The organism is Streptomyces sp. NPDC001709, from assembly GCF_053596375.1.
On record NZ_JBSFGB010000035.1, the window covers coordinates 55,274 to 74,526 of the forward strand.

At 70.0% G+C, this 19,253-nt stretch carries 17 protein-coding genes; 11 read left to right on the plus strand and 6 right to left on the minus strand.

All coding sequences use genetic code 11. The annotated features are described in order from the left end of the window. Positions 1–540: 540 nt before the first annotated feature. On the minus strand, positions 541–2,877 hold the full coding sequence (locus tag ACWC0C_RS37025; protein ID WP_450868682.1) for an ATP-binding protein: 2,337 nt from the start codon (positions 2,875–2,877) through the stop codon (positions 541–543). Between the two features lie 572 nt (positions 2,878–3,449). Between ACWC0C_RS37025 and ACWC0C_RS37030 the strand changes: the two genes are divergently transcribed. Then, complete coding sequence (locus tag ACWC0C_RS37030; protein ID WP_450868683.1) at positions 3,450–4,046, plus strand: TetR/AcrR family transcriptional regulator; 597 nt, start codon at positions 3,450–3,452, stop codon at positions 4,044–4,046. 251 nt (positions 4,047–4,297) lie between these two features. On the opposite strand, the gene ACWC0C_RS37035 is transcribed toward ACWC0C_RS37030, so the two are convergent. Then, positions 4,298–4,987: a GntR family transcriptional regulator gene (locus ACWC0C_RS37035; protein ID WP_450868685.1), complete on the minus strand. Its 690-nt coding sequence runs from the start codon at positions 4,985–4,987 to the stop codon at positions 4,298–4,300. A gap of 113 nt (positions 4,988–5,100) precedes the next feature. Here ACWC0C_RS37035 and ACWC0C_RS37040 point away from each other — a divergent pair, with 113 nt between their 5' ends. The 5 genes from ACWC0C_RS37040 to ACWC0C_RS37060 all read left to right on the plus strand — a co-directional run bounded on the left by ACWC0C_RS37040 (position 5,101) and on the right by ACWC0C_RS37060 (position 10,035). After that, positions 5,101–6,573, plus strand: coding sequence for an MmgE/PrpD family protein (locus ACWC0C_RS37040; RefSeq protein ID WP_450868687.1), 1,473 nt, complete (start codon positions 5,101–5,103; stop codon positions 6,571–6,573). A 22-nt stretch (positions 6,574–6,595) separates the two neighbouring features. Beyond that, a complete protein-coding gene (locus tag ACWC0C_RS37045) occupies positions 6,596–7,465 on the plus strand; it encodes an isocitrate lyase/PEP mutase family protein (RefSeq protein WP_450868688.1) in 870 nt (289 codons plus the stop codon). Then, on the plus strand, positions 7,465–8,718 hold the full coding sequence (locus ACWC0C_RS37050) for a 3-isopropylmalate dehydratase large subunit (protein ID WP_450868689.1): 1,254 nt from the start codon (positions 7,465–7,467) through the stop codon (positions 8,716–8,718). Before ACWC0C_RS37045 ends, ACWC0C_RS37050 begins: the two co-directional genes overlap by 1 nt. Next, a complete protein-coding gene (locus ACWC0C_RS37055; protein ID WP_450868691.1) occupies positions 8,718–9,224 on the plus strand; it encodes a LeuD/DmdB family oxidoreductase small subunit in 507 nt (168 codons plus the stop codon). Before ACWC0C_RS37050 ends, ACWC0C_RS37055 begins: the two co-directional genes overlap by 1 nt. A 112-nt stretch (positions 9,225–9,336) precedes the next feature. Then, positions 9,337–10,035: an MBL fold metallo-hydrolase gene (locus ACWC0C_RS37060; protein WP_450868693.1), complete on the plus strand. Its 699-nt coding sequence runs from the start codon at positions 9,337–9,339 to the stop codon at positions 10,033–10,035. A gap of 105 nt (positions 10,036–10,140) precedes the next feature. Here the strand turns inward: ACWC0C_RS37060 and ACWC0C_RS37065 are convergent, their stop codons facing one another. Then, complete coding sequence (locus ACWC0C_RS37065; protein ID WP_450868694.1) at positions 10,141–10,512, minus strand: winged helix-turn-helix transcriptional regulator; 372 nt, start codon at positions 10,510–10,512, stop codon at positions 10,141–10,143. 92 nt (positions 10,513–10,604) lie between these two features. Between ACWC0C_RS37065 and ACWC0C_RS37070 the strand changes: the two genes are divergently transcribed. Further along, entirely contained in the window at positions 10,605–11,444 is an 840-nt protein-coding gene (locus ACWC0C_RS37070; RefSeq protein WP_450868695.1) for an SDR family oxidoreductase, read from the plus strand. A 295-nt stretch (positions 11,445–11,739) separates the two neighbouring features. Here the strand turns inward: ACWC0C_RS37070 and ACWC0C_RS37075 are convergent, their stop codons facing one another. After that, positions 11,740–12,540: a helix-turn-helix transcriptional regulator gene (locus tag ACWC0C_RS37075; RefSeq protein ID WP_450868696.1), complete on the minus strand. Its 801-nt coding sequence runs from the start codon at positions 12,538–12,540 to the stop codon at positions 11,740–11,742. A 114-nt stretch (positions 12,541–12,654) separates the two neighbouring features. Here ACWC0C_RS37075 and ACWC0C_RS37080 point away from each other — a divergent pair, with 114 nt between their 5' ends. Continuing rightward, positions 12,655–13,392, plus strand: a complete 738-nt coding sequence (locus ACWC0C_RS37080) for an SDR family oxidoreductase (protein ID WP_450868697.1) — start codon at positions 12,655–12,657, stop codon at positions 13,390–13,392. A gap of 215 nt (positions 13,393–13,607) precedes the next feature. Here ACWC0C_RS37080 and ACWC0C_RS37085 read toward each other — a convergent pair whose 3' ends face one another. After that, on the minus strand, positions 13,608–14,696 hold the full coding sequence (locus tag ACWC0C_RS37085) for an alcohol dehydrogenase catalytic domain-containing protein (protein WP_450868698.1): 1,089 nt from the start codon (positions 14,694–14,696) through the stop codon (positions 13,608–13,610). Between the two features lie 92 nt (positions 14,697–14,788). On the opposite strand from ACWC0C_RS37085, the gene ACWC0C_RS37090 reads away from it, so the two are divergent. Both ACWC0C_RS37090 and ACWC0C_RS37095 read left to right on the plus strand, forming a co-directional pair. Continuing rightward, positions 14,789–15,682, plus strand: coding sequence for a LysR family transcriptional regulator (locus ACWC0C_RS37090; protein WP_450868700.1), 894 nt, complete (start codon positions 14,789–14,791; stop codon positions 15,680–15,682). Between the two features lie 141 nt (positions 15,683–15,823). Continuing rightward, the gene (locus ACWC0C_RS37095; RefSeq protein WP_450868702.1) at positions 15,824–17,278 is read left to right on the plus strand and encodes a protein kinase domain-containing protein; all 1,455 of its coding nucleotides are present in this window, start codon (positions 15,824–15,826) and stop codon (positions 17,276–17,278) included. A 70-nt stretch (positions 17,279–17,348) separates the two neighbouring features. Here the strand turns inward: ACWC0C_RS37095 and ACWC0C_RS37100 are convergent, their stop codons facing one another. After that, the gene (locus tag ACWC0C_RS37100; RefSeq protein ID WP_450868709.1) at positions 17,349–18,422 is read right to left on the minus strand and encodes an alkene reductase; all 1,074 of its coding nucleotides are present in this window, start codon (positions 18,420–18,422) and stop codon (positions 17,349–17,351) included. A gap of 116 nt (positions 18,423–18,538) precedes the next feature. On the opposite strand from ACWC0C_RS37100, the gene ACWC0C_RS37105 reads away from it, so the two are divergent. Further along, positions 18,539–18,907, plus strand: a complete 369-nt coding sequence (locus ACWC0C_RS37105) for a MerR family transcriptional regulator (protein WP_449201730.1) — start codon at positions 18,539–18,541, stop codon at positions 18,905–18,907. Positions 18,908–19,253: the final 346 nt, after the last annotated feature.

Here is a 19,253-nt window from a genome sequence, read left to right on the forward strand (position 1 = left end):
CGAAGGGTGCCTGGATGGGGAGGACGATCCGCTTCCGGCGCGAGCACCGCTGCACGCCCGCATTCGCACGGACATGGGCGGCGTCGAAACAGCAGGCGGGCCTCTTCCTTTCGGTCACCGCCACGGGATCGAACTGCGCATACAAGAATCCTCAGCCCGGAGAGCCGCCGCATCGGCAATGCCCACCGTTACGCCGACGTGACGCGGACACCGGTCCCATCTCCGCCGCCCCGTCGCGCTGGACATGGGGCATGCGGCCTCCGAGCGCGCCCCGCCGCCGGTGGCACAGGACGGCGGCTCGAAGCCGTAGAGGAAGACATGACGCGTCGGCGGATCCGACAGGCGGATCGGGCGGCCTCGCAGCCTTGGCGTCGGCCACAGCGACAACAGCACGACGTACGAGCGCACAAAAAGGCGCCGCCAGGGGTCACTCTCCCCTGGCGGCGCCGGCCGCCGTGCCTTCCTCACCCCGGCGGCTCGGATGCCGCTCCGGCTCGTCAACGGCGCATCAGCGGACGTGGTCCACGGTGATGAACACCGTTACACCACGGACCCGGCCCCGGCCCCTCCTCCGGTGCGTGTGGGCATGGCCTGCGCCCGCCGTGCGGACCATGCGGCGACATGGGTACGGGAACGCAGTCCGAGTGTGGTGCGGACGTTGCGGACGTGGGTCTCGACGGTGCGAACCGACAGATACAACCGGGCCGCTATCTGTCGATTGGTGAGTCCGGCAGCCACCAGGTCGATCACCTCCCGTTCGCGCGGGCTGAGCGGGTCGTCCCCATCGGGTGCGGTTGCCGGCTGTTCGTCCCGTGCGTAGTGCACGATCTGTCGTGGACCCAGCCGGCGCCCTGCCGCAAGCGCACCCTCGGCCCGTGCCTTGGGTAGCGCCCTCAGCGCTGTGGCCGCCGCCTCCTCCACCCGCGCCCGGAACCAGGGAGGCAGTACGAGGGCCGCGGACACGTCGTACCTTTCGACGGCCGCGAACAGCCGCAGCGCCCGCTCGAAACGACCGCCCCGCGCCGCGCTGACAGCCAGGCCCCAGAGCGCGGGACCGGCTGCGCCCAGGTGAGCCGCGTCGCTCACGTGGTCCGTGTCTCCCAGCGCCTCGGCGAAGTACGCCTCCGCCGCAGCGCAGTCGTCCCGTTCCAGGGCAAGGACACCGGCCGTGTGCAGGATCACCCGTACCAGGACCGGATTGGCCTCGCCCCGCAGGATCGGGAGGGCTTGGTCGACCAGCCGCACCGCCTGGACCGTGTCGCCGGCGCCGAGCAGCTGCCAGGCGAGGAGGATCAGGCAGAACGCGGTCATGACGCGATCGCCGACCCGGTGGCTGATCTCCAAACACTCCTCGAGATCGGCCCTCGAGCTCTGGTCGCCGTGTTGCGTCCGGGCCAGGCTCAGCACCAGCAGCATGCGGCAGATCAGATGATCGCGGCGCTGCGGGCGCCGGCGCTCGAGCGTCACTGCCCGCAGCGCGAGCTGTACCGCTTCGCCGGCGTTCCCCTCCCACGCGATGAGCAGCGCCTGCATGCACAGAGCGATGCTGCGGTCGCCCGCCCCCGGATCCGTTCGGTCCAACGCCCCGGCCAGCATCGTCCGGGACTCCGCCGCGTACCCCCGGTTGATGTCCACGAGGGCCAGCGCCCCGGCGAGGAGGAGCTGGCGCGGGTCGCTTCCCACGCTCAACCACTGCAGCAGAGACGTGAGATTGTCGCGTTCCTCGTCCAGCCGTCGGCAGGTCCTGGCAGGCGTGAGTGCTGCCTCCCGGAACGGGCGCGCGAGTTCCGCAAGCCAGTCCACGAGACGGTCGTAGGCCCGTATCTCCTCGCCTTCGGCACGGAGCCGTTCGTGCCCGTAACACCGGATCGACTCCAACATCCCGAACCGGGCGGAACCTGCCCGGTCGGCACCGGCGACGATGAGGGACTTGGCTTCAAGGCCGGCCAGCAGCTGCGGCACGGCCGACGGGGGTATGTCATGGTCCGCGGCGACGGCCGCGGCGGCATCCGTCCCGAACCCGCCCGGCAACAGCGACAGTGACCGGAACAGCGACCGCTCCTGAGGCGTCAGCAGGTCATAGCTCCATTCGATGGCCGAGCGAAGACTCTGGTGACGTCGATCCGCCGTACGCCATCCGCAGGTCAGGAGGGAAAGGCGGTCGTCCAGCCGATGGTGGATCTCGCTCGGCGGAAAGGCCCGCACGAGACCGGCCGCCAGCTCCAGCGCCAGCGGCAGCCCGTCCAGCCTGGCGCATAACGCGGCGACGTGTACGGCGTTGTCCTCGGTGAGCTGGAATCCGCAGGAGACGGCCTGAGCCCGGTGGACGAAGAGCCGGACGGCGTCCGAGCGCAGCAAGCCGTCGAGTGATCCGCCGCCATCGGGATCCGGCAGGGAGAGACCGCCCACCGAGTACACCGTCTCGCCCGGCAACCGTAATCGTTCGCGACTGGTGGCCACGACGCGCAGGCCCGGATAGCGAGGGAGTAACGCGCTGAGGGCCAGCCCGCAGTCGTCGAGCACATGCTCACAATTGTCGAGCACCAGAAGCCGATCGGGGTCGGTGCCCGTCCCGCTCCGTGCCCCCACCATGGGGGCACGCGCTTCCCTGGTTCCCACGAGCGCTTCGGTGATCCGCTGCCGCGCTTGCTCCCCCGTGGTCGCCGACGCCAGTTCGACAAGGCTGACTTCACAGCGTCCGCCGCGCTGTTCAAGGGCAGTCAACTCCACCGCCAGGCGTGTCTTGCCCACACCCCCGGGCCCTGTCAGGGTCAGCAGTCGTGTGGCGCGCACCAGACGCTTCAGCTCCACCAGCTCATCGATGCGGCCGATGAAACTACTCAAACGGGATATTCCGGTCGCAGTCGAAGTACCCATTCCATCGTCCTTGAGCCGCTGACGGTAGGCACGCTGACGGCAGGCGTTCGAGCAGTATCGCGGACGCCTCTTACTGGCCCTGATGTCATCTGCGGAGCCTCGGCGAATCGCTCCGCCGCACATATCGCAAGAGAACGTGGGTGATTCAAGCCGAATCCCATGAGAATCTACGTCGCGCTGCACCTGATACTCCTTTCGAATGACGGCGGGAGTTCCTACTTCTCCGTGGCGGCGTCTCGGCAGTGGGCGGTGGTGTGTCCAGGCGGCGTTTACCTGCAGCGGTCGGTTGTCACTCGGACTCACGACGCTGAACGCTGTTGGATCTCGGGCGGGGCAATGCATGGAGGGCGGCATCGCCAACGGGACTTTCGGGGGGCCTCTTCACTGCCGCCTGCCGGGCGTGAGCGCATGGGTATGGCTGATCACACCCTTCGGAGCCCATCCGGTCCGTGGGCCCGGCCTCGGCGGTCGGCGGGCACGAGTGAAGCACAGCAGCTGACGGTTCTTCAACCACTGAAGTTTTTAAGCCACTTAAGATTTTGCATCGCTATGGAACCTGTTAGGTTCGATGCGTGACGGAACCGAACCGTTCAGCGCCCGGCCTGCGGCAGCGCAAGAAGGCCCGGAGCCGCCGAGCACTGGCCGACGCGGCCTTGAGGCTGTTCCTCGAACGCGGCTACGACGCGGTCACCGTGGCGGAGATCGCCGATGCCGCCGACGTCTCGGTGCCGACCCTGTTCTCCTACTTCCGCAGCAAGGAAGCGCTGCTCTTCGACCTGGAGCCGGAGATCGACGCCGGCCTCGTTGCCGCGGTCGGTCAGCGTTCTCCTGGCCGTGACGTACTCGACGCGGTGCAGGAGTACCTGATGTCACTGCCTACAGCGGATCCGCGGGAGCGGGAACAGTTCGAGGCGTTCCTCGCCCTCGTGCACGACACCCCGGCACTGCGCGTGTACTGGCAGCAGATGTGGCTACGGCACGCGGACACCCTGGCCGACGCGCTCGCGGCCGACCGCGGCCTGGAGACTCCCGACCTGCGGATCCGTGCAGTGGCCCGATTCATCATCGACGCAGTGATGCTCGTCATACTCGAACCGGATCCGCCGGCAGCGCTGGCCGACCTGCTTACCCTGCTGCGCTCCGGGCTGGACGCCGCCGGCCTGCCCTGATCGACGATCGACCTGCCAGTCCTGCCTGGTGTCGGCCTCCGCTCAGGACGCGACGCCCCTCACGGTGCTGCGGGTCCTGCTCGGTGTTTGTTTTTTTTGGGGGGGGCGAACCGGCCTTGGCGGACACGCACTCCCCCGGCGGCGGCGGCGGCGGCGGCTGCTGCTGGCCCGGGCTGGTGCAGCTGAGGTGTGGCCGCTGCGCCGCAGCCCCGCCCGGGAGGCCGGGTGATCTCTTCGACGTGGTGCGGCGGTCAGCCCTGCTCGGTAGGTGCGAGCAGGCGGTGGAAGTCGCCCTGTCCGCCGCTCCGGTGCTGCGCCAGGCGGCGCAGCGCGAGCGGTACGTCGCCGTGGTCGAAGGCGTCGACGATGCCCTCGTGCTCGTCGAGGATGGCCTGCGCCCTCGCGCGGTCACCGGCGGCGGCCGCGCGCCGGTAGGACAGGGCGCGATGCGGTTCGAGGGCTTCCCACAGCTGTGTGATGAAGCGCAGCAGCCACTCGTTGTCGCAGCGGTCGAGCAGGGCGAAGTGGAACCGCCGGTTGGCCCTGATCACGCCCAGCGCATCGGCCGCGTCGACGGCGGCCCGCTGCTCCTTGAGGGCGGAGCGCATCGCGGCGATGTCCTCGTGGCGCAGGCGGGCGGCGGCGCACTGCTCGGCCTCGGCCTCCAGCAGCTCCCGGACCTGGAAGATTCCGTCCACGCTGTCGGGGCTCAGTTCAGTGACCGTGTAGCCGCGCTGCGGCGCGTACGTGACGATGCCCTCGCTCGCGAGCGTCTTGAGGGCCTCGCGGACCGGGATGACGCTCAGCCCCAGCTGCTCGGCAGCCGCGCTCTGCCGGATGGGGGCGCCCGGTTCGAGGTCGCCGCGCACGATCGCGTCGCGCAGCTCGGCCAGGGCCGCGGCCTCGGCGGTGCGGGGGAGAGAGGTTCGCTTCAGTGCCACACCGACATGCTAGCGAGCAATCGCCGAAACTAGATGTTATAAATTCTAATGTGATGTGGTCGCCGAGTGCGGCCACTCCTTGCCGCTGCTGTGCACCAATGGAGGTGAGCGGGGTGTCCGCACCGACGCCGACGGCTGCCCGAGGGGCCGCCATTCCACAAGGACCCACCGACCCCGACGGCCCCACGGGCCGCCTGGCCCGCTGGCTGAGCAGTACGGCACTGGAAGACATCCCCGCCCGGGTACGGGAACGCGCCGCCCACCTCGTTCTCGACGGCCTGGGCTGCGCCCTCATAGGCGCACAACTCCCATGGTCTCGCAGGGCTGTTGATGCCATCCTGGCCATGGAGGGCGCCGGGAGTACACCGCTCATCGGCTGGGGGCGTGCCGCCGGCGGCCCGGCAGCCGCGGTGCTGAACGGCACCTTCATCCAGGGCTTCGAACTCGACGACTACTTCCCCCGTGCCCCGCTGCACAGCGCGTCCCTCGTGCTGCCCGCCCTGCTCTCCACCACGGCGTCGCAGGGCAATGTCTCCGGGGCCGACTTCCTGCGCGCCGCCGTCCTCGGGTTCGAGACCGGCCCGCGTGTGGGGCTCGCCCTGCACGGCTCACAGATGCTCTCGCGCGGATGGCATTCCGGATCCGTGTTCGGCACCCATGCCGCGGCGGCCTCCTGCGGGGCACTGCGCGGACTGGATGCGGCCGCCTTTGAGGACGCACTGGGCCTGGCGGCCACGCAGTCCGCCGGCCTGATGGCCGCCCAGTACGAGGCCATGTCCAAGCGCATGCACCACGGCTTCGCCGCCCGCAACGGGTTCTACGCCGCCGGGCTCGCGCAGGCCGGTTACACCGGCATCAAAAGGGTCTTCGAGCGGCCGTACGGCGGATTCCTGTCCACCTTCGGCGAGGGTCACGATCCGGACGTCTCCCAGATCACCAGGGGCCTGGGCGAGGTGTGGCACACCGAAGGCATCACCGTGAAGATCCACGCCGCGATGGGCGGCCTGCATCCCGCCATCGATGCCGCTCTCGCCCTGTCGACCGACCGGGCGCTCACCACGGACGACATCGAGTCGATCCGCATCCATGTCCCCGACGCGATCCACCACCACGGCTGGTGGCGGCCCGAGCGCCCCCTCACCACCATCGGCGCCCAGATGAACATCGGCTACGCCGTCGCCGTCGCCCTGCTGGACGGCCAGGTTGGTCCCGCACAGTTCCACGCCGAGCGCATCAACGCCGACGACGTCTGGCAGCTGATCGAACGCACCGAGGTCCACCTCGCCAACGCGCCCCAGGACCCTGCCTGGACCGAACCGGGCTACAACACCCGCGTCACCCTCACCCTGCGCGACGGCCGGGAGCGGTCCCGCGCTCTCAACCAGCCGCACGGCGGCCCGGACGACCCCCTGACCAACGCGGAGATCCGCGCCAAGTACCGGGCTCTGACCACCCAGGTCACCGATGCCTCCCGCGCGGCTGAGATCGAGCGGCTCGTACTCGACCTCGAAAACCAGGACCGCGTCGACGGCCTGATCGACCTGCTCGCCGCCCCCGTCCGCGGCGCCCTCGATCCGTACACGTAGGACACGAAGGGAAGACAACGCCATGCCATCCTCCCCGGGCGCCCGCTTGCGCACGCTGATCGACGAGGGCGGACTCACGGTCGCCCCCGGCGTGTTCGACGGCCTGAGCGCCTCACTCGTCGCCCGCACCGGATTCGCCGCCGCCTATTTCACCGGCGCCGGCGTCGCGGTCGCCGGGTTCGGACTGCCCGACATCGGGCTGCTGACCCAGGCCGAGATGACCGACCGCGCCCGCATCGCCGCCGAGGCGCTCGGAGACGTGCCGTTGATAGCCGACGCCGACACCGGCTACGGATCCCCGATGAACGTCGTACGCACCGTGCACGCCTACGAACGCGCCGGTGCCGCCGCCATCCAGCTCGAGGACCAGGCATTCCCCAAGAAGTGCGGCCACCTGCCCGACAAGGAACTCATCGCCGCCGACGCCTTCATCGCCAAGCTGGGTGCGGCACTGGAGGCCCGCACCGACGCACTGATCATCGCCCGCACCGACGCCCGCGGCCCCCTCGGCGTCGACGCCGCCATCGAGCGAGCCGGCCGGTATGCCGCGGCCGGCGCGGACGTCGTCTTCGTCGAGGCTCCGGAATCAGTCGAGGAGATCGAGAAGGTCGCCGCTTCGGTCGACGCGCCCCTGCTCATCAACATGGTGCAGGGCGGGCTGACCCCCGACACCGCGCCGGAGCGACTCGCCGCCCTCGGCTACCGCATCGCCATCCACCCCGGTGCCTTGCTCGCGCCGTACGTGCTGCACGGCCTGGAGGCCCTGACCCGCCTCGGCGGCACCCTGCCCGAGGTCACCCCCGGACCGCAGGGCTTGTTCGAACTCGTCGGCCTGCGCGCCTGGTCCGCGATCGGCGAGCGCTACCACGACCACAAGGAGAAGGTCTGCTGATGGGCATGACCATGATCGAGAAGATCCTCGCCCGCAAAGCCGGCGTCCAGGTGGTCCGCCCGGGCCAGACCGTGGTGTGCGACGTCGACATGACCGTCATGATCGACCTGCAGTTCGCCACCAGCTGGGTCCAGCCCCTGAAGATCAACGACCCGCACAAGGTCGCGGTCGTCATGGACCACGCGGTGCCCGCCCCCAACGTCCATGACGCCCTGGGGGGCACCCACGCACGGGCCTTCGCCCGCGCCTTCGGCATCGAGAAGTTCTACGACGTCGGACGGCACGGCATCTGCCACCAGGTGATCGCCGAGAACGGTCTCGCTCGCCCCGGCGAGATCCTCGCCTGCACCGACTCCCACACCTGCGCGGCGGGCGCGTACAACACCGCCGCTCGCGGCCTCGGCCCGGCCGAGGTGTACTCCCTCATGTGCACCGGCAGGACCTGGTTCCAGGCCGCGCCCACCATCCGTTACGAACTTACCGGCACCAGACCCGCAGCGGTCTCGGGCAAGGACGTCTTCCTGCACATCGCCGGCACGTACGGAGACGCCACCAACCACAACCTCGAATACGGCGGACCCGGCCTCGCCTCCCTCCCGATGAACGACCGGCGCACCATCGCCACCCAAGGCGCCGAGGTCTCCGCCGACTTCTCCACCTTCCCCATCGACGACCTCGCCCGTGACTTCCTCGCCGACCACGGAGCACCCTGCGGCACCTACGAAGCGGCCGATGCCGACCCCGACGCCACCTATGCCGCGGTCCGCACCATCGACCTGTCCGCCCTGGAACCCCACGTCGCACGGCCCGGCACCGTCAGCAACAACGCTCTGCCGGTATCGGCGATGGAAAGCCGGCCCGTCCACCAGTGCTTCATCGGCTCGTGCGCCAACGGCCAACTGGAAGACCTGTGCATCGCCGCCGAGATCGTGCGCGGACGCCAGGTCGCCCCCGGTGTACGGCTGTTGGTCACCCCTGCCTCCCAGCAGGTCTACCGCGAAGCCATGCGGGCCGGTTACCTGCAGGACCTCGCCGACGCCGGAGCCGTGGTCACCAACTCCACCTGCGGCGCCTGCTTCGGCTACCACATGGGGCTGCTCGCCCCCGGCGAGGTCTGTCTGACCTCCTCGACCCGCAACTTCACCGGTCGCATGGGCAGCCCCGACGCGGAGATCTACATGGCGTCCCCCGCCACCGTCGCCGCCTCGGCCCTCACCGGCCACATCACCGACCCACGAGAAGAGCTGAACTGATGGGAACCCAACTCACCGGCACGGTCTGGGCCGTCGGCGACACCGTCACCACGGACGCCATGTACCCGGCGTTCGCCATGAAACTGCCCGTCCCCGAAGCCGCGAAGCACATCTTCTACGAGCTACGCCCCGGCTGGACCGCCCAGGTCGCCCCCGGCGACATCGTCGTCGCCGGACGCAACTTCGGCCTCGGATCCTCCCGACCCGTCGCCGCCCTCTTCCGGGAACTGGGCGTGGCCGCGCTGGTGGCCGAAGAGTTCAACTCTCTGTTCCTGCGCAACTGCATCAACCACGGCCTGCCCGCCCTCACCGTGCCCGGCGTCACGTCCGCCTTCACCGACGGCGCCACGATGTGCCTCGACTTCGCCGAGGGCTGGGTCGAGAACACCGCAACAGGCCTGCGCCTGCACGGCGGGGCGCTGCCCCCGATGGTTCTCGACATCCTCGCCGCCGGCGGCATCCTGCCCAAGCTCGCCCGCGAAGGCTACCTTCCGACACCGGCCTGACCAGGCCTGCGGTGAGCGCAACACGGCCCGGGTGACCGTCGCCCCGTTCCGGACCGCAGCGCCGATCGCCGACCCGCCACCCCATGACCAGCCACCTGTCAGGACACCACTCATGCACCAACGCATCGCCCCCGGCATCATGCGCATCGCCACGAGCAAGCGCGACAACGCCTTCCTCGTCGACGGCGACGACGGTTTCACCCTGGTCGACGTCGGCTGGTCCAAGGCGCCCCGCGCCCTCCTCGACACCGTCGCGGCACTCGGCCGCAAGCCGTCAGACATCCGCCGCATCGTGCTCCCCCACGCCCACCCCGACCACGTCCAGGGCGCCGCCGAACTGCGCCACCACACCGGCGCCCACATCCTCATCCACGCAGCCGACCGGCCCTGGCTGGAGGCCGGACGCGTCCCCGCCGAGGGGCGTTGCGGAGCGTTGGGCCGGTTCATCGACCGGCTGCCGGCCCTCCACTGGCAGCCGGTCGAAGCGGACGCCGACCTGGCCGACGGCGACCTCGTGCAGAGCTCCGACGGGCTGCGGATCATCCACACCCCGGGCCACTCGCCCGGACACATCGTGCTGCTCCATGAACCCACCGGCACCCTCCTGGTCGGGGACGCCCTCTTCAACCGGGGAAAGCTGGCCCTGGGCCCCGATGCCTTGGCCGCGGACCCGGACCTGCGTCCGGCAAGTCTGCGGCTCCTTCCGCGTGACCTCGTCACCACCGTCGGCTTCGCCCATGGCAGCCCGCTGGGCGAAGCCGACATCCCCGCCTTCCGGGAGTTCGTGGAGCGCCTGCCGCGTCACGGGTGATCCCGGTCGTACCTCAGGAGATGGCAGTCTCGCCGGTTACTGCCGACGCATCAACGTAGGTCACCAGGTCACCTGGATTCGCCTTCGAGGCCGACCACTACCGCACTATCCCGGGCTGCGCGGCGGTAGCCGCTGTGTGATCCGGTTGAACAAGTCCGTCAGCGGCTCGCTGACGTCCTGGCCGAACTCGGACAGCCCGTAGGTGACCTGGGGCGGCGTCGTCGGCTCTACCTCCCGCCAGATCAAGCCGTCCTGGACCAGCGCGCGCAGGGTCTGAGCGAGCATCTTCTCGCTGATGCCCTGGATGCTGTCGCGCAGCTCGTGGAACCGAAGGTCGTTGCTCCGCAAGGAGATCAGCACCCAGATACCCCATCTGCTGGTCACGTGGTCGACCACGTTTCGCGCGGGGCAGTCGGTGTGAAACACCTCATACCGATTGCCCATCTCAGCCTGCGTCAGCTGCGCACCTTCCTTCATGTCGGGAGCTTACCTCTGGGTATGTTCTTACGAAAAGTAAGCCCGCCTCCTAGCGTCAATTACCGCAGTGCACAACGGACTAGGAGCTGAACATGATCGTGGTGACCGGGGCTACCGGGAATGTGGGCCGACCTTTGACGCAGGCCCTGGCCGAGGCGGGCGAGCAGGTGACGGCGGTGTCGCGGCACGCGGTGGCGATGCCGGACGGAGTCCGGCATGTGACGGCGGACCTGGCCGAGCCGACAAGCCTCACACCCGCGTTGGACGGGGCGAAGGCCCTGTTCCTCCTGCTGTCCGGAGACCTGCACGCCCCCGAAGCCAGGCCGGCCGACATCATCGGCCTCGCCGCGGCCAGTGGGGTCCGCCGGGTCGTCCTGCTGTCTTCGCAGGGCGTGGCGACCAGGCCGCTCGGCCCGTCGCGGGTCGCGATGCGCGCTGTGGAGGACGCGTTGCGCGAGTCCGGCCTGGACTGGGCCGTCCTGCGACCGGGCGGTTTCGCCTCCAACGCCTTGGCCTGGGCGGAGTCCGTCCGCACGCAAGGGACGGTCGCCGCGCCCTTCGGCGACGTAGGGGTGCCGGTCATCGACCCGGCGGACATCGCCGAGGTCGCGGCGGCCTGCCTGCTGGACGACCGGCGCACCGGCGGGGTGTACGAGCTGACCGGGCCGGAGGTCATCACGCCGCGTCAGCAGGCGGAGACGATCGCCGCCGCGCTCGGCTCGCCTGTACGGTTCCACGAACTCACCCGCGACGAGGCCAAGGCCACGATGACCCGGTTCGTGCCGGCGGAACTCGCCGACGACACCCTGGACATCATCTCCGCCCCGAACCCCGCCGAACTGCGGATCAGCCCGGACGTGGAACGAGTCCTCGGCCGCGCCCCGCGCCCCTTCGACGGCTGGGTCGCCCGCAACATCGCCCTTTTCCGCTGAGGCGCAACCCAACTGAAGCACCAGGGCAGCCTCGTAGTGACACCGTCGTCGGCGCGCGAGGTACTGGGCCGCGAAGGCGGCCCTCAGGGCAGGCCCTACAGAACAGACCGTCGCAGGGCCAGCCACGCAGTGCCGCACACCGTCGACCGCACAGAGTCACGTCTGAAGCTCGCACGGCTGCGCCTGCCAACCACGGTCGCCCGGGGCGCGGCCGCCGCGCAGACGCCTCCTGATTCCGAGGGCCGTTGTGTGCCGGTGTGCGGAGCGTGGCACGCGGAACCGCAGTCGGCAGGGCTCAATCGGCGCACTCCCGGCCGTCGGAGTAGATCACCAGTGTCTGTTCCGGCTGTTCGGCCAGGTGGAACGCGGTGTATGCGAAATCGACCGTCCCGCGTCCCGGGCTCCGTAGCCGTTTGCGTCCGCCGTGCCGGGCCTGCACGTCGTACTGCGGCCACCAGGCACGCACTTCTGGGCTGCCCGCGATCAACTCGTCGATCAGCCGGGTGTACCGGACGTCGCCCGGGTGGCGTCCGGCCAGCGTCCGCAGCCGGGCAAGCAGGCCGCGCGCCTCGGGCTCCCAGTCGACCAGGACGTCCCGGGCCGCAGGTTCGAGGAACACCCAGCGGGCGAAGTTCGCCGGCCCGTCCGTGGCCGCGGTGAGGTGGGGGAACAGCTCGTCGGCCGCCTGGTTGCAGCTGAGCACGTCGTAGGTGCCGCCGATGATGTACGCCGGGTGCGGCTGGAGCAGGAGCGGGACGGCCGCCACCTCGGCCGGGAGCGGCTCGGGTTCTTCGGGCTCGGCCGCAGGCGCGTGTCCGGCCAGCCGGAAGAGGTGACCGCGCTCGTGCCGGTCGAGTTGCAGCACCGAGGCGAGGGCGTCGAGCACCTGGTCCGAGGCGCGGATGTCCCGGCCCTGCTCAAGGTACGTGTACCAGGTCGCGCTGATCCCGGCGAGCAGCGCGAGTTCCTCCCGGCGCAGGCCCGGGGTACGGCGTCGGCCGGTGTGTGGCAGCCCGACCTTGTCAGGGGTGATCCGCTCCCTGCGGCTGCGGAGGAAAGCGCCCAGCTCACGGCGTTGGTCCGGCTGTTGCGGCATGGTGGATGGCACCTCTGGTTCCAGAATGAACGCGCTCTGGATACCAGGCTAAAGCCATCGCAGACTGAGGCCCGAGCGGGAGGTGCGGCTCTCAAGAAGGAAGAGGAAAACGTCATGTCGGGAATCGACGGCAAGGTCGTGGCGATCACGGGAGCCAGCAGCGGCATCGGCGAGGCGACCGCACTGCTGCTCGCCGAGCGAGGCGCGCGGCTCGTGCTGGGTGCGCGCCGATCCGAGCGCCTCGCGGAGCTGGTGGCGCGGATCGAGAAGTCGGGCGGCGCGGCCGTACAGACCCGCACGGACGTGACCCGACAGAACGACCTGCACACTCTGGTCGCACTGGCCGGCGAGCGCTTCGGCCGGCTCGACGTGCTGGTCAGCAATGCCGGGGCCGGCACGATCTCGCCTCTCGACGATCTGCGGGTCGACGAGTGGGACCAGATGGTCGACGTCAACATCAAGGGCGTGTTGCACGGGATCGGCGCCGCGCTGCCGGTCTTCCGGGCCCAGGGCACGGGCCAGTTCATCACCATCGCCTCCACGGCCGCGTTTCGCATCGTGCCGGCCATGGCGGTCTACGCCGGTACGAAGTTCGCGGTCCGCGCCATCTGTGAGGGCCTGCGCCAGGAATCAGGTGACTCCCTGCGGGTGACCACCGTCTCGCCCGGCGTCATCGGGACCGACTTCGCCGAGGCGTCAACGAATCCGCAGGTCCGAGCGGAGATCACGGAGATGCGGGACCGGATCGCGATCCCGCCCGAGGCGATCGCCCAGGCCATCGCGTTCGCCATCGAGCAGCCGGCGACCGTCGACGTGAACGAGATCGTCGTCCGGCCCACGGCCCAGAACTGAACCCGCCCAAGTCCGAGGTGCATTGCGCCTCGGCCCTCATCGCGGAGGGGCGTTCAGCCGCAGGCGGTTGGCGTGGGCGAAGTGACCTAGGTGGTTGACACTGTCGAGGCCAGCCGGGTCCAGATGGTCGGCCGGCCGGCCGGCTCGGCGCTGGGAGGTGACACCCACACCGTCGGATGTCGCTGTCACCAACGACCGGCGGGGGCACCCAGCCGTCATCCGGCAGGCGGGGTGAGGACTGTGCGGTCGAACGGCCCGCCATGCGCGGCGGCGTACTCGACGGCGTCGTTGACCGCGTCGAGGGGGAAGGCCCGCACCAGTTCGGCACCGAGATCGAGTGCGCCTGAGGCGACGAGTCGGATCATGCCGACGTTCGCCGTGCGGGGGTACATCCACTGTCCACGCACGGTGACCGAGTTGCGCATGATCCACGGGTAGGGGAGGGCGAGGTCGGCGCCGCCGAGCATGCCGACGCCGCCCATCAGGACGACGCGGCCGTACTCGCGGACGGTCATGGCCGCCGTGCGCACCGTCGAGCTGGGCGCGGAGGGCGGGAGCAGGTCGATCACCATGTCGATCGGGCCTTCGGCGGCGGCGGACATGGCCGCGCGGTCGGCGTCCTCGTCGCCGGTCAGTTCGAGCGGGCGCACGCGCGGGCCGAACCGGTCGGCGAGGAGGTCGAGCGCCCCGCGGTTGCGGCCCGGTGCGATCACCCGGCCCGCCCCCATGGCAAGCGCCACGGCGACCGCGGCGCTGCCGAGGTTGCCGGTGGCCCCGCTGACGAGCAGCGTCTCGCCGGCTTCGAGGCCGCCCGCGAGTAGTCCTCCATAGGGGATGGTGTACACGCCGAGCGAGGACCAGCGCGCCGGGTTGTCCTCTGCTTCTGCGGGCAGTGGGTGGACGTTCTCCGTGGGTACCCGCATGAGTTCGGCGAATGCCCCGTCGTGCAGGTGCTGGGCGAGCCGGGCGCCGCCGTCGCCGCGGGAGCTCCAGCCCTGCAGCGTGATGTCCGGGGTCAGCGCGTCGTCGCGGGAGCGGACCGTGCAGTCGCACCACACCAGGTCGCCGACGCACAGCCGGGTGGCGTCCGGGCCGACGCTGACGATCCGACCCACGCCACCGGTACCGGGGACCACTGGCGGCTGGAGCGGGTAGTTCCGCCGGCCGCTGAAGACCTCCCCGGCGTACGGTGGGACGCCGGCTGCCAGGACCGTGACCACCACCTCACCACCGCCCGCCACGGGATCGGGTATCTCCCGCACGGTGAGCGGGGCACCGAACTTCGTCAGGACTGCTGCGCGCATCTGCCGGCCTCCTTGGCTGTCCGTGTTGAGGCTAGGAGCGCGGAGGGCATGCGCCAAGCGACGATCTCGCATCTGTGGTATGCGTAGTACGCATGGAATTCTCCAGTTCGGCTCTACGGGTTCTGCGGCAGGTCGCCGAGTCGGGGAGCTTCACCGCGGCGGCCTCCCAGCTCGGCTACACCCAGTCGGCGGTCTCACGCCAGGCGGCGGCCCTCGAACGCAGCGCGGGCGCGGTCCTGTTCGAGCGCCGTTTCGACGGCGTACAGCTCACACCCGCCGGCCTGACCCTGCTCCGGCACGCCCGCACGATCCTCGACTCCGTCGCAGCGGCCGAGCACGAACTCACCGGCTCCGCCACACAGACGGAACCGGTACGGCTGGGGATCTTCCCCAGCGCCGCGGCAGTGATCCTGCCCGGTCTGCTCACGCGCCTCGTGACGGCCGGCCCGTCCGTCACGGTCACGACGCGCGAGGGCACCACACCCGGCCTGCTCCGGGCCCTGCGGGCAGGATCGATCGACGTCGCCGTACTGACATCCCGCCCGCCGCACCGGCCGTCGGACGGCGAGTCCCCCCGGCTGCACATCGAAACGGTCGAGGACACCGAACTGTTCGTAGGGGCGCCCACCACCGGCTCGTTCGCCGGTCGCACCGCGGTGCACGTAGAAGAGCTCGTCGACGCGCCTTGGATCGCCGCCCCGTCATCGAGTGCCGAGCCGCTGCTCGGCGTATGGCCCGGCCTGCCCGGGCGGCCCCGCATCGTCCACACCACGAGGGACTGGCTGACGAAGCTGCAGCTGGTCGCCGGTGGCTTCGGCGTGACCACTGTCCCGTCCCGCATGGCGCCGGTGCTGCCGCACGGCGTGAGTCTGCTGCGCGTGGACGGGGTACCGCCCGAGGTCCGCCGCATTCTCGTGGCACGGCTTCCCGGCCGGCCCGGCCCGGGAATCTCGGCTGTCATCCGAGCGATCACCTCGGTCGGCTGAACCCATTACCGGAGCCCACCGATGCCTGGTCCGCCCATGTGGGCATCCACGCAGTCCACAGCAGGGACACCGCAGCCCCGCTCCGGTCCGTCGAGGTCGCGCCGTAAGCTGCGTCGGGTTTTTGATTCACGGGAGGCGTGGGTGGGGCGGGACATGATCCTCGGCGGCCGGTACGAGCTGGTCGAGAAGCTCGGTCAAGGTGGCATGGGAACGGTCCATCGCGGGGTGGATCAGCGGCTGCGCCGCACTGTCGCGGTGAAGCTGCTCTCCTCGGCGCTGGCTCACGATCCGCAGTCGCGAGCCCGTTTCCGGCGCGAGGCGCACGCGGTCGCCGCGCTGAACCATCCAGCGGTGGCCACCATCCACGACGTCGGCGAGGAGCCGCACCCGGATGGCCCACGGCCCTACCTGGTCATGGAGTACGTGCAAGGCGCCACCCTCGCCGAGGTCCTGCGAGACGGTCCACTGCCTGTCGCCGACGCCGTCAACGCGGCATGCGCGGTGCTGGACGCGCTGCGGCACAGCCACGAGTGCGGGATCGTGCACAGGGACATCAAGCCCTCGAACATCATGCTCACCGGACCCGACACCGTGAAGGTCCTCGACTTCGGCATCGCCAAGGCTTTCACCGAGACCGCCACCCGCATCACCGGGAGCGGTGCGGCGATCGGAACTCCCGCTTACCTTTCCCCTGAGCAGATCAACGGGTCGGAGATCGACCATCGGGCCGATCTGTACGCGATGGGGTGTCTGCTGCACGAACTGCTGACCGGGCAGCCCCCGTTCCGTGGCGAATCACCCTTCGCCGTCATGCACCAGCACCTGTTCGCCGCACCCGAGCCGGTCTCCCGGCTGCGACCGCAGATACCGCCGGCGGTGGAGGCGGTGGTCCTGCGTGCCCTTGGCAAGGACCCGGAAGAACGGTTCGCCGATGCCGGGCAGATGCGCGCAGCCCTCGCCGACGCCCTGACACAGACCTCCATGCCGACGGTCCAGGCCACCATGCCCGGGCCCCCGCCAATGCGAACGCGAACCAGTGGCCTAACTGCTCTCCGGGACAAGTTCCGTATCTCACTGCGTCCGTCCGCCGACAGCGCCCTGACTCTCCTCGGATGCCTGCTTGCGCTGCTGTGCGCACGTGGCCGGCTGGTGGACACCGCCCACTTCGGTTGGGTCGCCATGGCGGCCGGCGTCTTGGGTCTGATGACGCTGCCGTGGTCGACACGCCTGTCGTGCGCGGTGAGCTGGGGGCCGGTGGCCGAGGCCGTGGCGGTCAACTCCGAACTGCGGCGCGCCTACGTAGGGTGGGCTCACTCGTACGTCGCCATTGCTGTTCTGCTCGCAGTGGCCGCCGCCTGCTGCCTCGTCAGCGGGGCACGCAGCAAGAACCACGGCGCCAGCACACTGGTCGCCTTCTGGTTCAGTGCCACCGCATCGATCTGGTACTTCCTCGACGACCTGCACAAGCTCTTCGTCTTCTACCTCCTGCTGTCGCTGGTGGCCATCGCCACCGCGTCGTGGGAGACCGTCGAACTGGTGCGCCGCCGGGCCCCGGGCAGACGCGCAGTCCCGGGAGTGGTTAGGGCGCGGTGCTGACTTGTTCCGCCGTCCGCAGCGGGGGCGCACGGCTGGCCGGGCCGTCCCTGTCGACCCGCCCGCGCGGGTGTCAGGCGGTGTGCTGGTAGGCCGGATAGGTGAGGTAGCCGGTGTCGCCGCCCTGGTAGTACGTGGCCTCGTCGACGGGGGCGATCGGCAGGCCGGTGCGGAGGCGTTCGACGAGGTCGGGGTTGGCCAGGAAGCCGCGGCCGAAGCTGATCAGGTCGGCGCCCAGGCCCAGCCAGTGGTCGGCTTCCGCGCGGCCGGTCTGCTTGGGGCCCATCGGGAGGACCGGATTGACGACCAGCGTGCCGGGCCAGGCGCGGCGCAGACCCAGGAGCACCTCCTCGTCCGTGGTCACCTCCAAGTGGACGTAGGCGAGTTGGAACCGGGCCAGTTCCGTCAGCAGCGCGGTGTTGAGGGCGAGAGCGTCGGTCTCCTCGACGCCCCAGAAGCCGCCCCCTGGGGAGAGGCGGATGCCCGTCCTGGCCGCGCCGATCGCGTCCACCGTCGCGGCCACGGCTTCTACGGCGAACCGGATCCGGCCCGCGACCGTGCCGCCGTAGCGGTCCGTGCGCCGGTTGGCGTTGGAGGAGAGGAACTGGGAGATCAAGTAGCCGTTGGCGCCGTGGAGTTCGACTCCGTCGAAGCCCGCGTCGATCGCGCGGCGAGCCGCCTCGGCATACGCGTGGGCATGTTCAGGCACCTCGGCGGTGTCCAGTGCGCGGGGCGTGGGCGCGGGCTGCGGGCCGGAGGGAGTGAAGACGTCGCCCACTGCGGCGATCGCCGAGGGGCCGACGGGCTGGTGGCTGGTCGTGTCGGGGTGCGAGACCCGGCCGCCGTGCATGATCTGGGCGAAGATCCGCCCGCCGTTGATGTGTACGGCGTCGGTCACGGCACGCCATGAGGTGACCTGCTCATCGGTGTGCAGTCCCGGCGTGCCCGGGTTGGACTGCCCGATGAGACTGGGCTGCACGCCCTCGGACACGATCAGTCCGGCCGTCGCGCGTTGCGCGTAGTACGTGGCCATGGACGGTGTGGCGAGGCCGCCGGTCGCGGCCCTGACTCGGGTCATCGGGGCCATCACCATCCGGTTGGGCAGGGTCAGGTCGCCGAGTCGGTAGCTGCTGAACAAGGTCGTCACGTCGGGCTCCTCCGCCTGTACGTCGCGGTCCCGGATGCCGGGCACAGCGCTACGCTAAAACCTGACATGGATGTCAGAGGCAAGCGGTGTGGCGTGGTTCACCATGGGAGGCAGTCGTGCGGATCGGTGAGCTCGCGGCGCGTACCGGCGTCAGCGTCCGGTCGCTGCGCTACTACGAGGAGCAGGGGCTGCTGACCAGCAGTCGTAGCGCCAGTGGGCAGCGGCATTACACGGAGGCCGAGGTGGAGCGGGTGCGATTCATCCAGCGCCTGTACGCGGCGGGCCTGTCCAGCCGTACGATTTCCGAGCTGCTGCCCTGCGTCGACACGCCCAGCGAGGGCAACTACGACGCCGCTCTCGAGCGGATGGCGCAGGAGCGCAACCGGCTCTCCGAGCACATCGACGAACTCGTGCGGACCCGGGCCGCGTTGGACGTCCTGATGGCCACGGCCCGGGCCCATCGGGAGAGCGAGGCCCTCGCGTGAATTGTCCGAGGAGACTGGGGGTCAGCTGAGGGGATGAGCGCCCCACGCATTCTGGAGAGCCGGCCGCACGCCTTTCCCCAGAACCAGGTGCGTGGCGCTGTCAGCTGGATACCGGCCCGTGATCGCTGCTGCCACCGGTGTACCGCTCCGAGGTAGCCTCGCGCGTGCGTCAACCCACGTCACCACGGTGTTCTGCTCTCCGAATTGCCGCCGGGTTCTGCGAGTTCGGCCTGTAACTGCGCCGTTATGCGGGATTCCGGAAGTCGCCGCCGTGTGACGTCCATTGGGGATTCCCCTAAACCTGATCCGCCGCAGCGGCGGAGCGGGGCTGCGGGACCGAAACTGG

Bases quoted from the DNA above. Each gene is read 5' to 3' on its own strand.
- ACWC0C_RS37065 (WP_450868694.1), bottom strand. From the start codon at position 10,512: ATGAAGGAAGGTGCGCAGCTGACGCAGGCTGAGATGGGCAATCGGTAT.
- ACWC0C_RS37070 (WP_450868695.1), top strand. From the start codon at position 10,605: ATGATCGTGGTGACCGGGGCTACCGGGAATGTGGGCCGACCTTTGACG.
- ACWC0C_RS37085 (WP_450868698.1), bottom strand. From the start codon at position 14,696: ATGCGCGCAGCAGTCCTGACGAAGTTCGGTGCCCCGCTCACCGTGCGG.
- ACWC0C_RS37055 (WP_450868691.1), top strand. From the start codon at position 8,718: ATGGGAACCCAACTCACCGGCACGGTCTGGGCCGTCGGCGACACCGTC.
- ACWC0C_RS37060 (WP_450868693.1), top strand. From the start codon at position 9,337: ATGCACCAACGCATCGCCCCCGGCATCATGCGCATCGCCACGAGCAAG.
- ACWC0C_RS37045 (WP_450868688.1), top strand. From the start codon at position 6,596: ATGCCATCCTCCCCGGGCGCCCGCTTGCGCACGCTGATCGACGAGGGC.
- ACWC0C_RS37075 (WP_450868696.1), bottom strand. From the start codon at position 12,540: ATGCCGCAACAGCCGGACCAACGCCGTGAGCTGGGCGCTTTCCTCCGC.
- ACWC0C_RS37080 (WP_450868697.1), top strand. From the start codon at position 12,655: ATGTCGGGAATCGACGGCAAGGTCGTGGCGATCACGGGAGCCAGCAGC.
- ACWC0C_RS37025 (WP_450868682.1), bottom strand. From the start codon at position 2,877: ATGGGTACTTCGACTGCGACCGGAATATCCCGTTTGAGTAGTTTCATC.
- ACWC0C_RS37090 (WP_450868700.1), top strand. From the start codon at position 14,789: ATGGAATTCTCCAGTTCGGCTCTACGGGTTCTGCGGCAGGTCGCCGAG.
- ACWC0C_RS37050 (WP_450868689.1), top strand. From the start codon at position 7,465: ATGGGCATGACCATGATCGAGAAGATCCTCGCCCGCAAAGCCGGCGTC.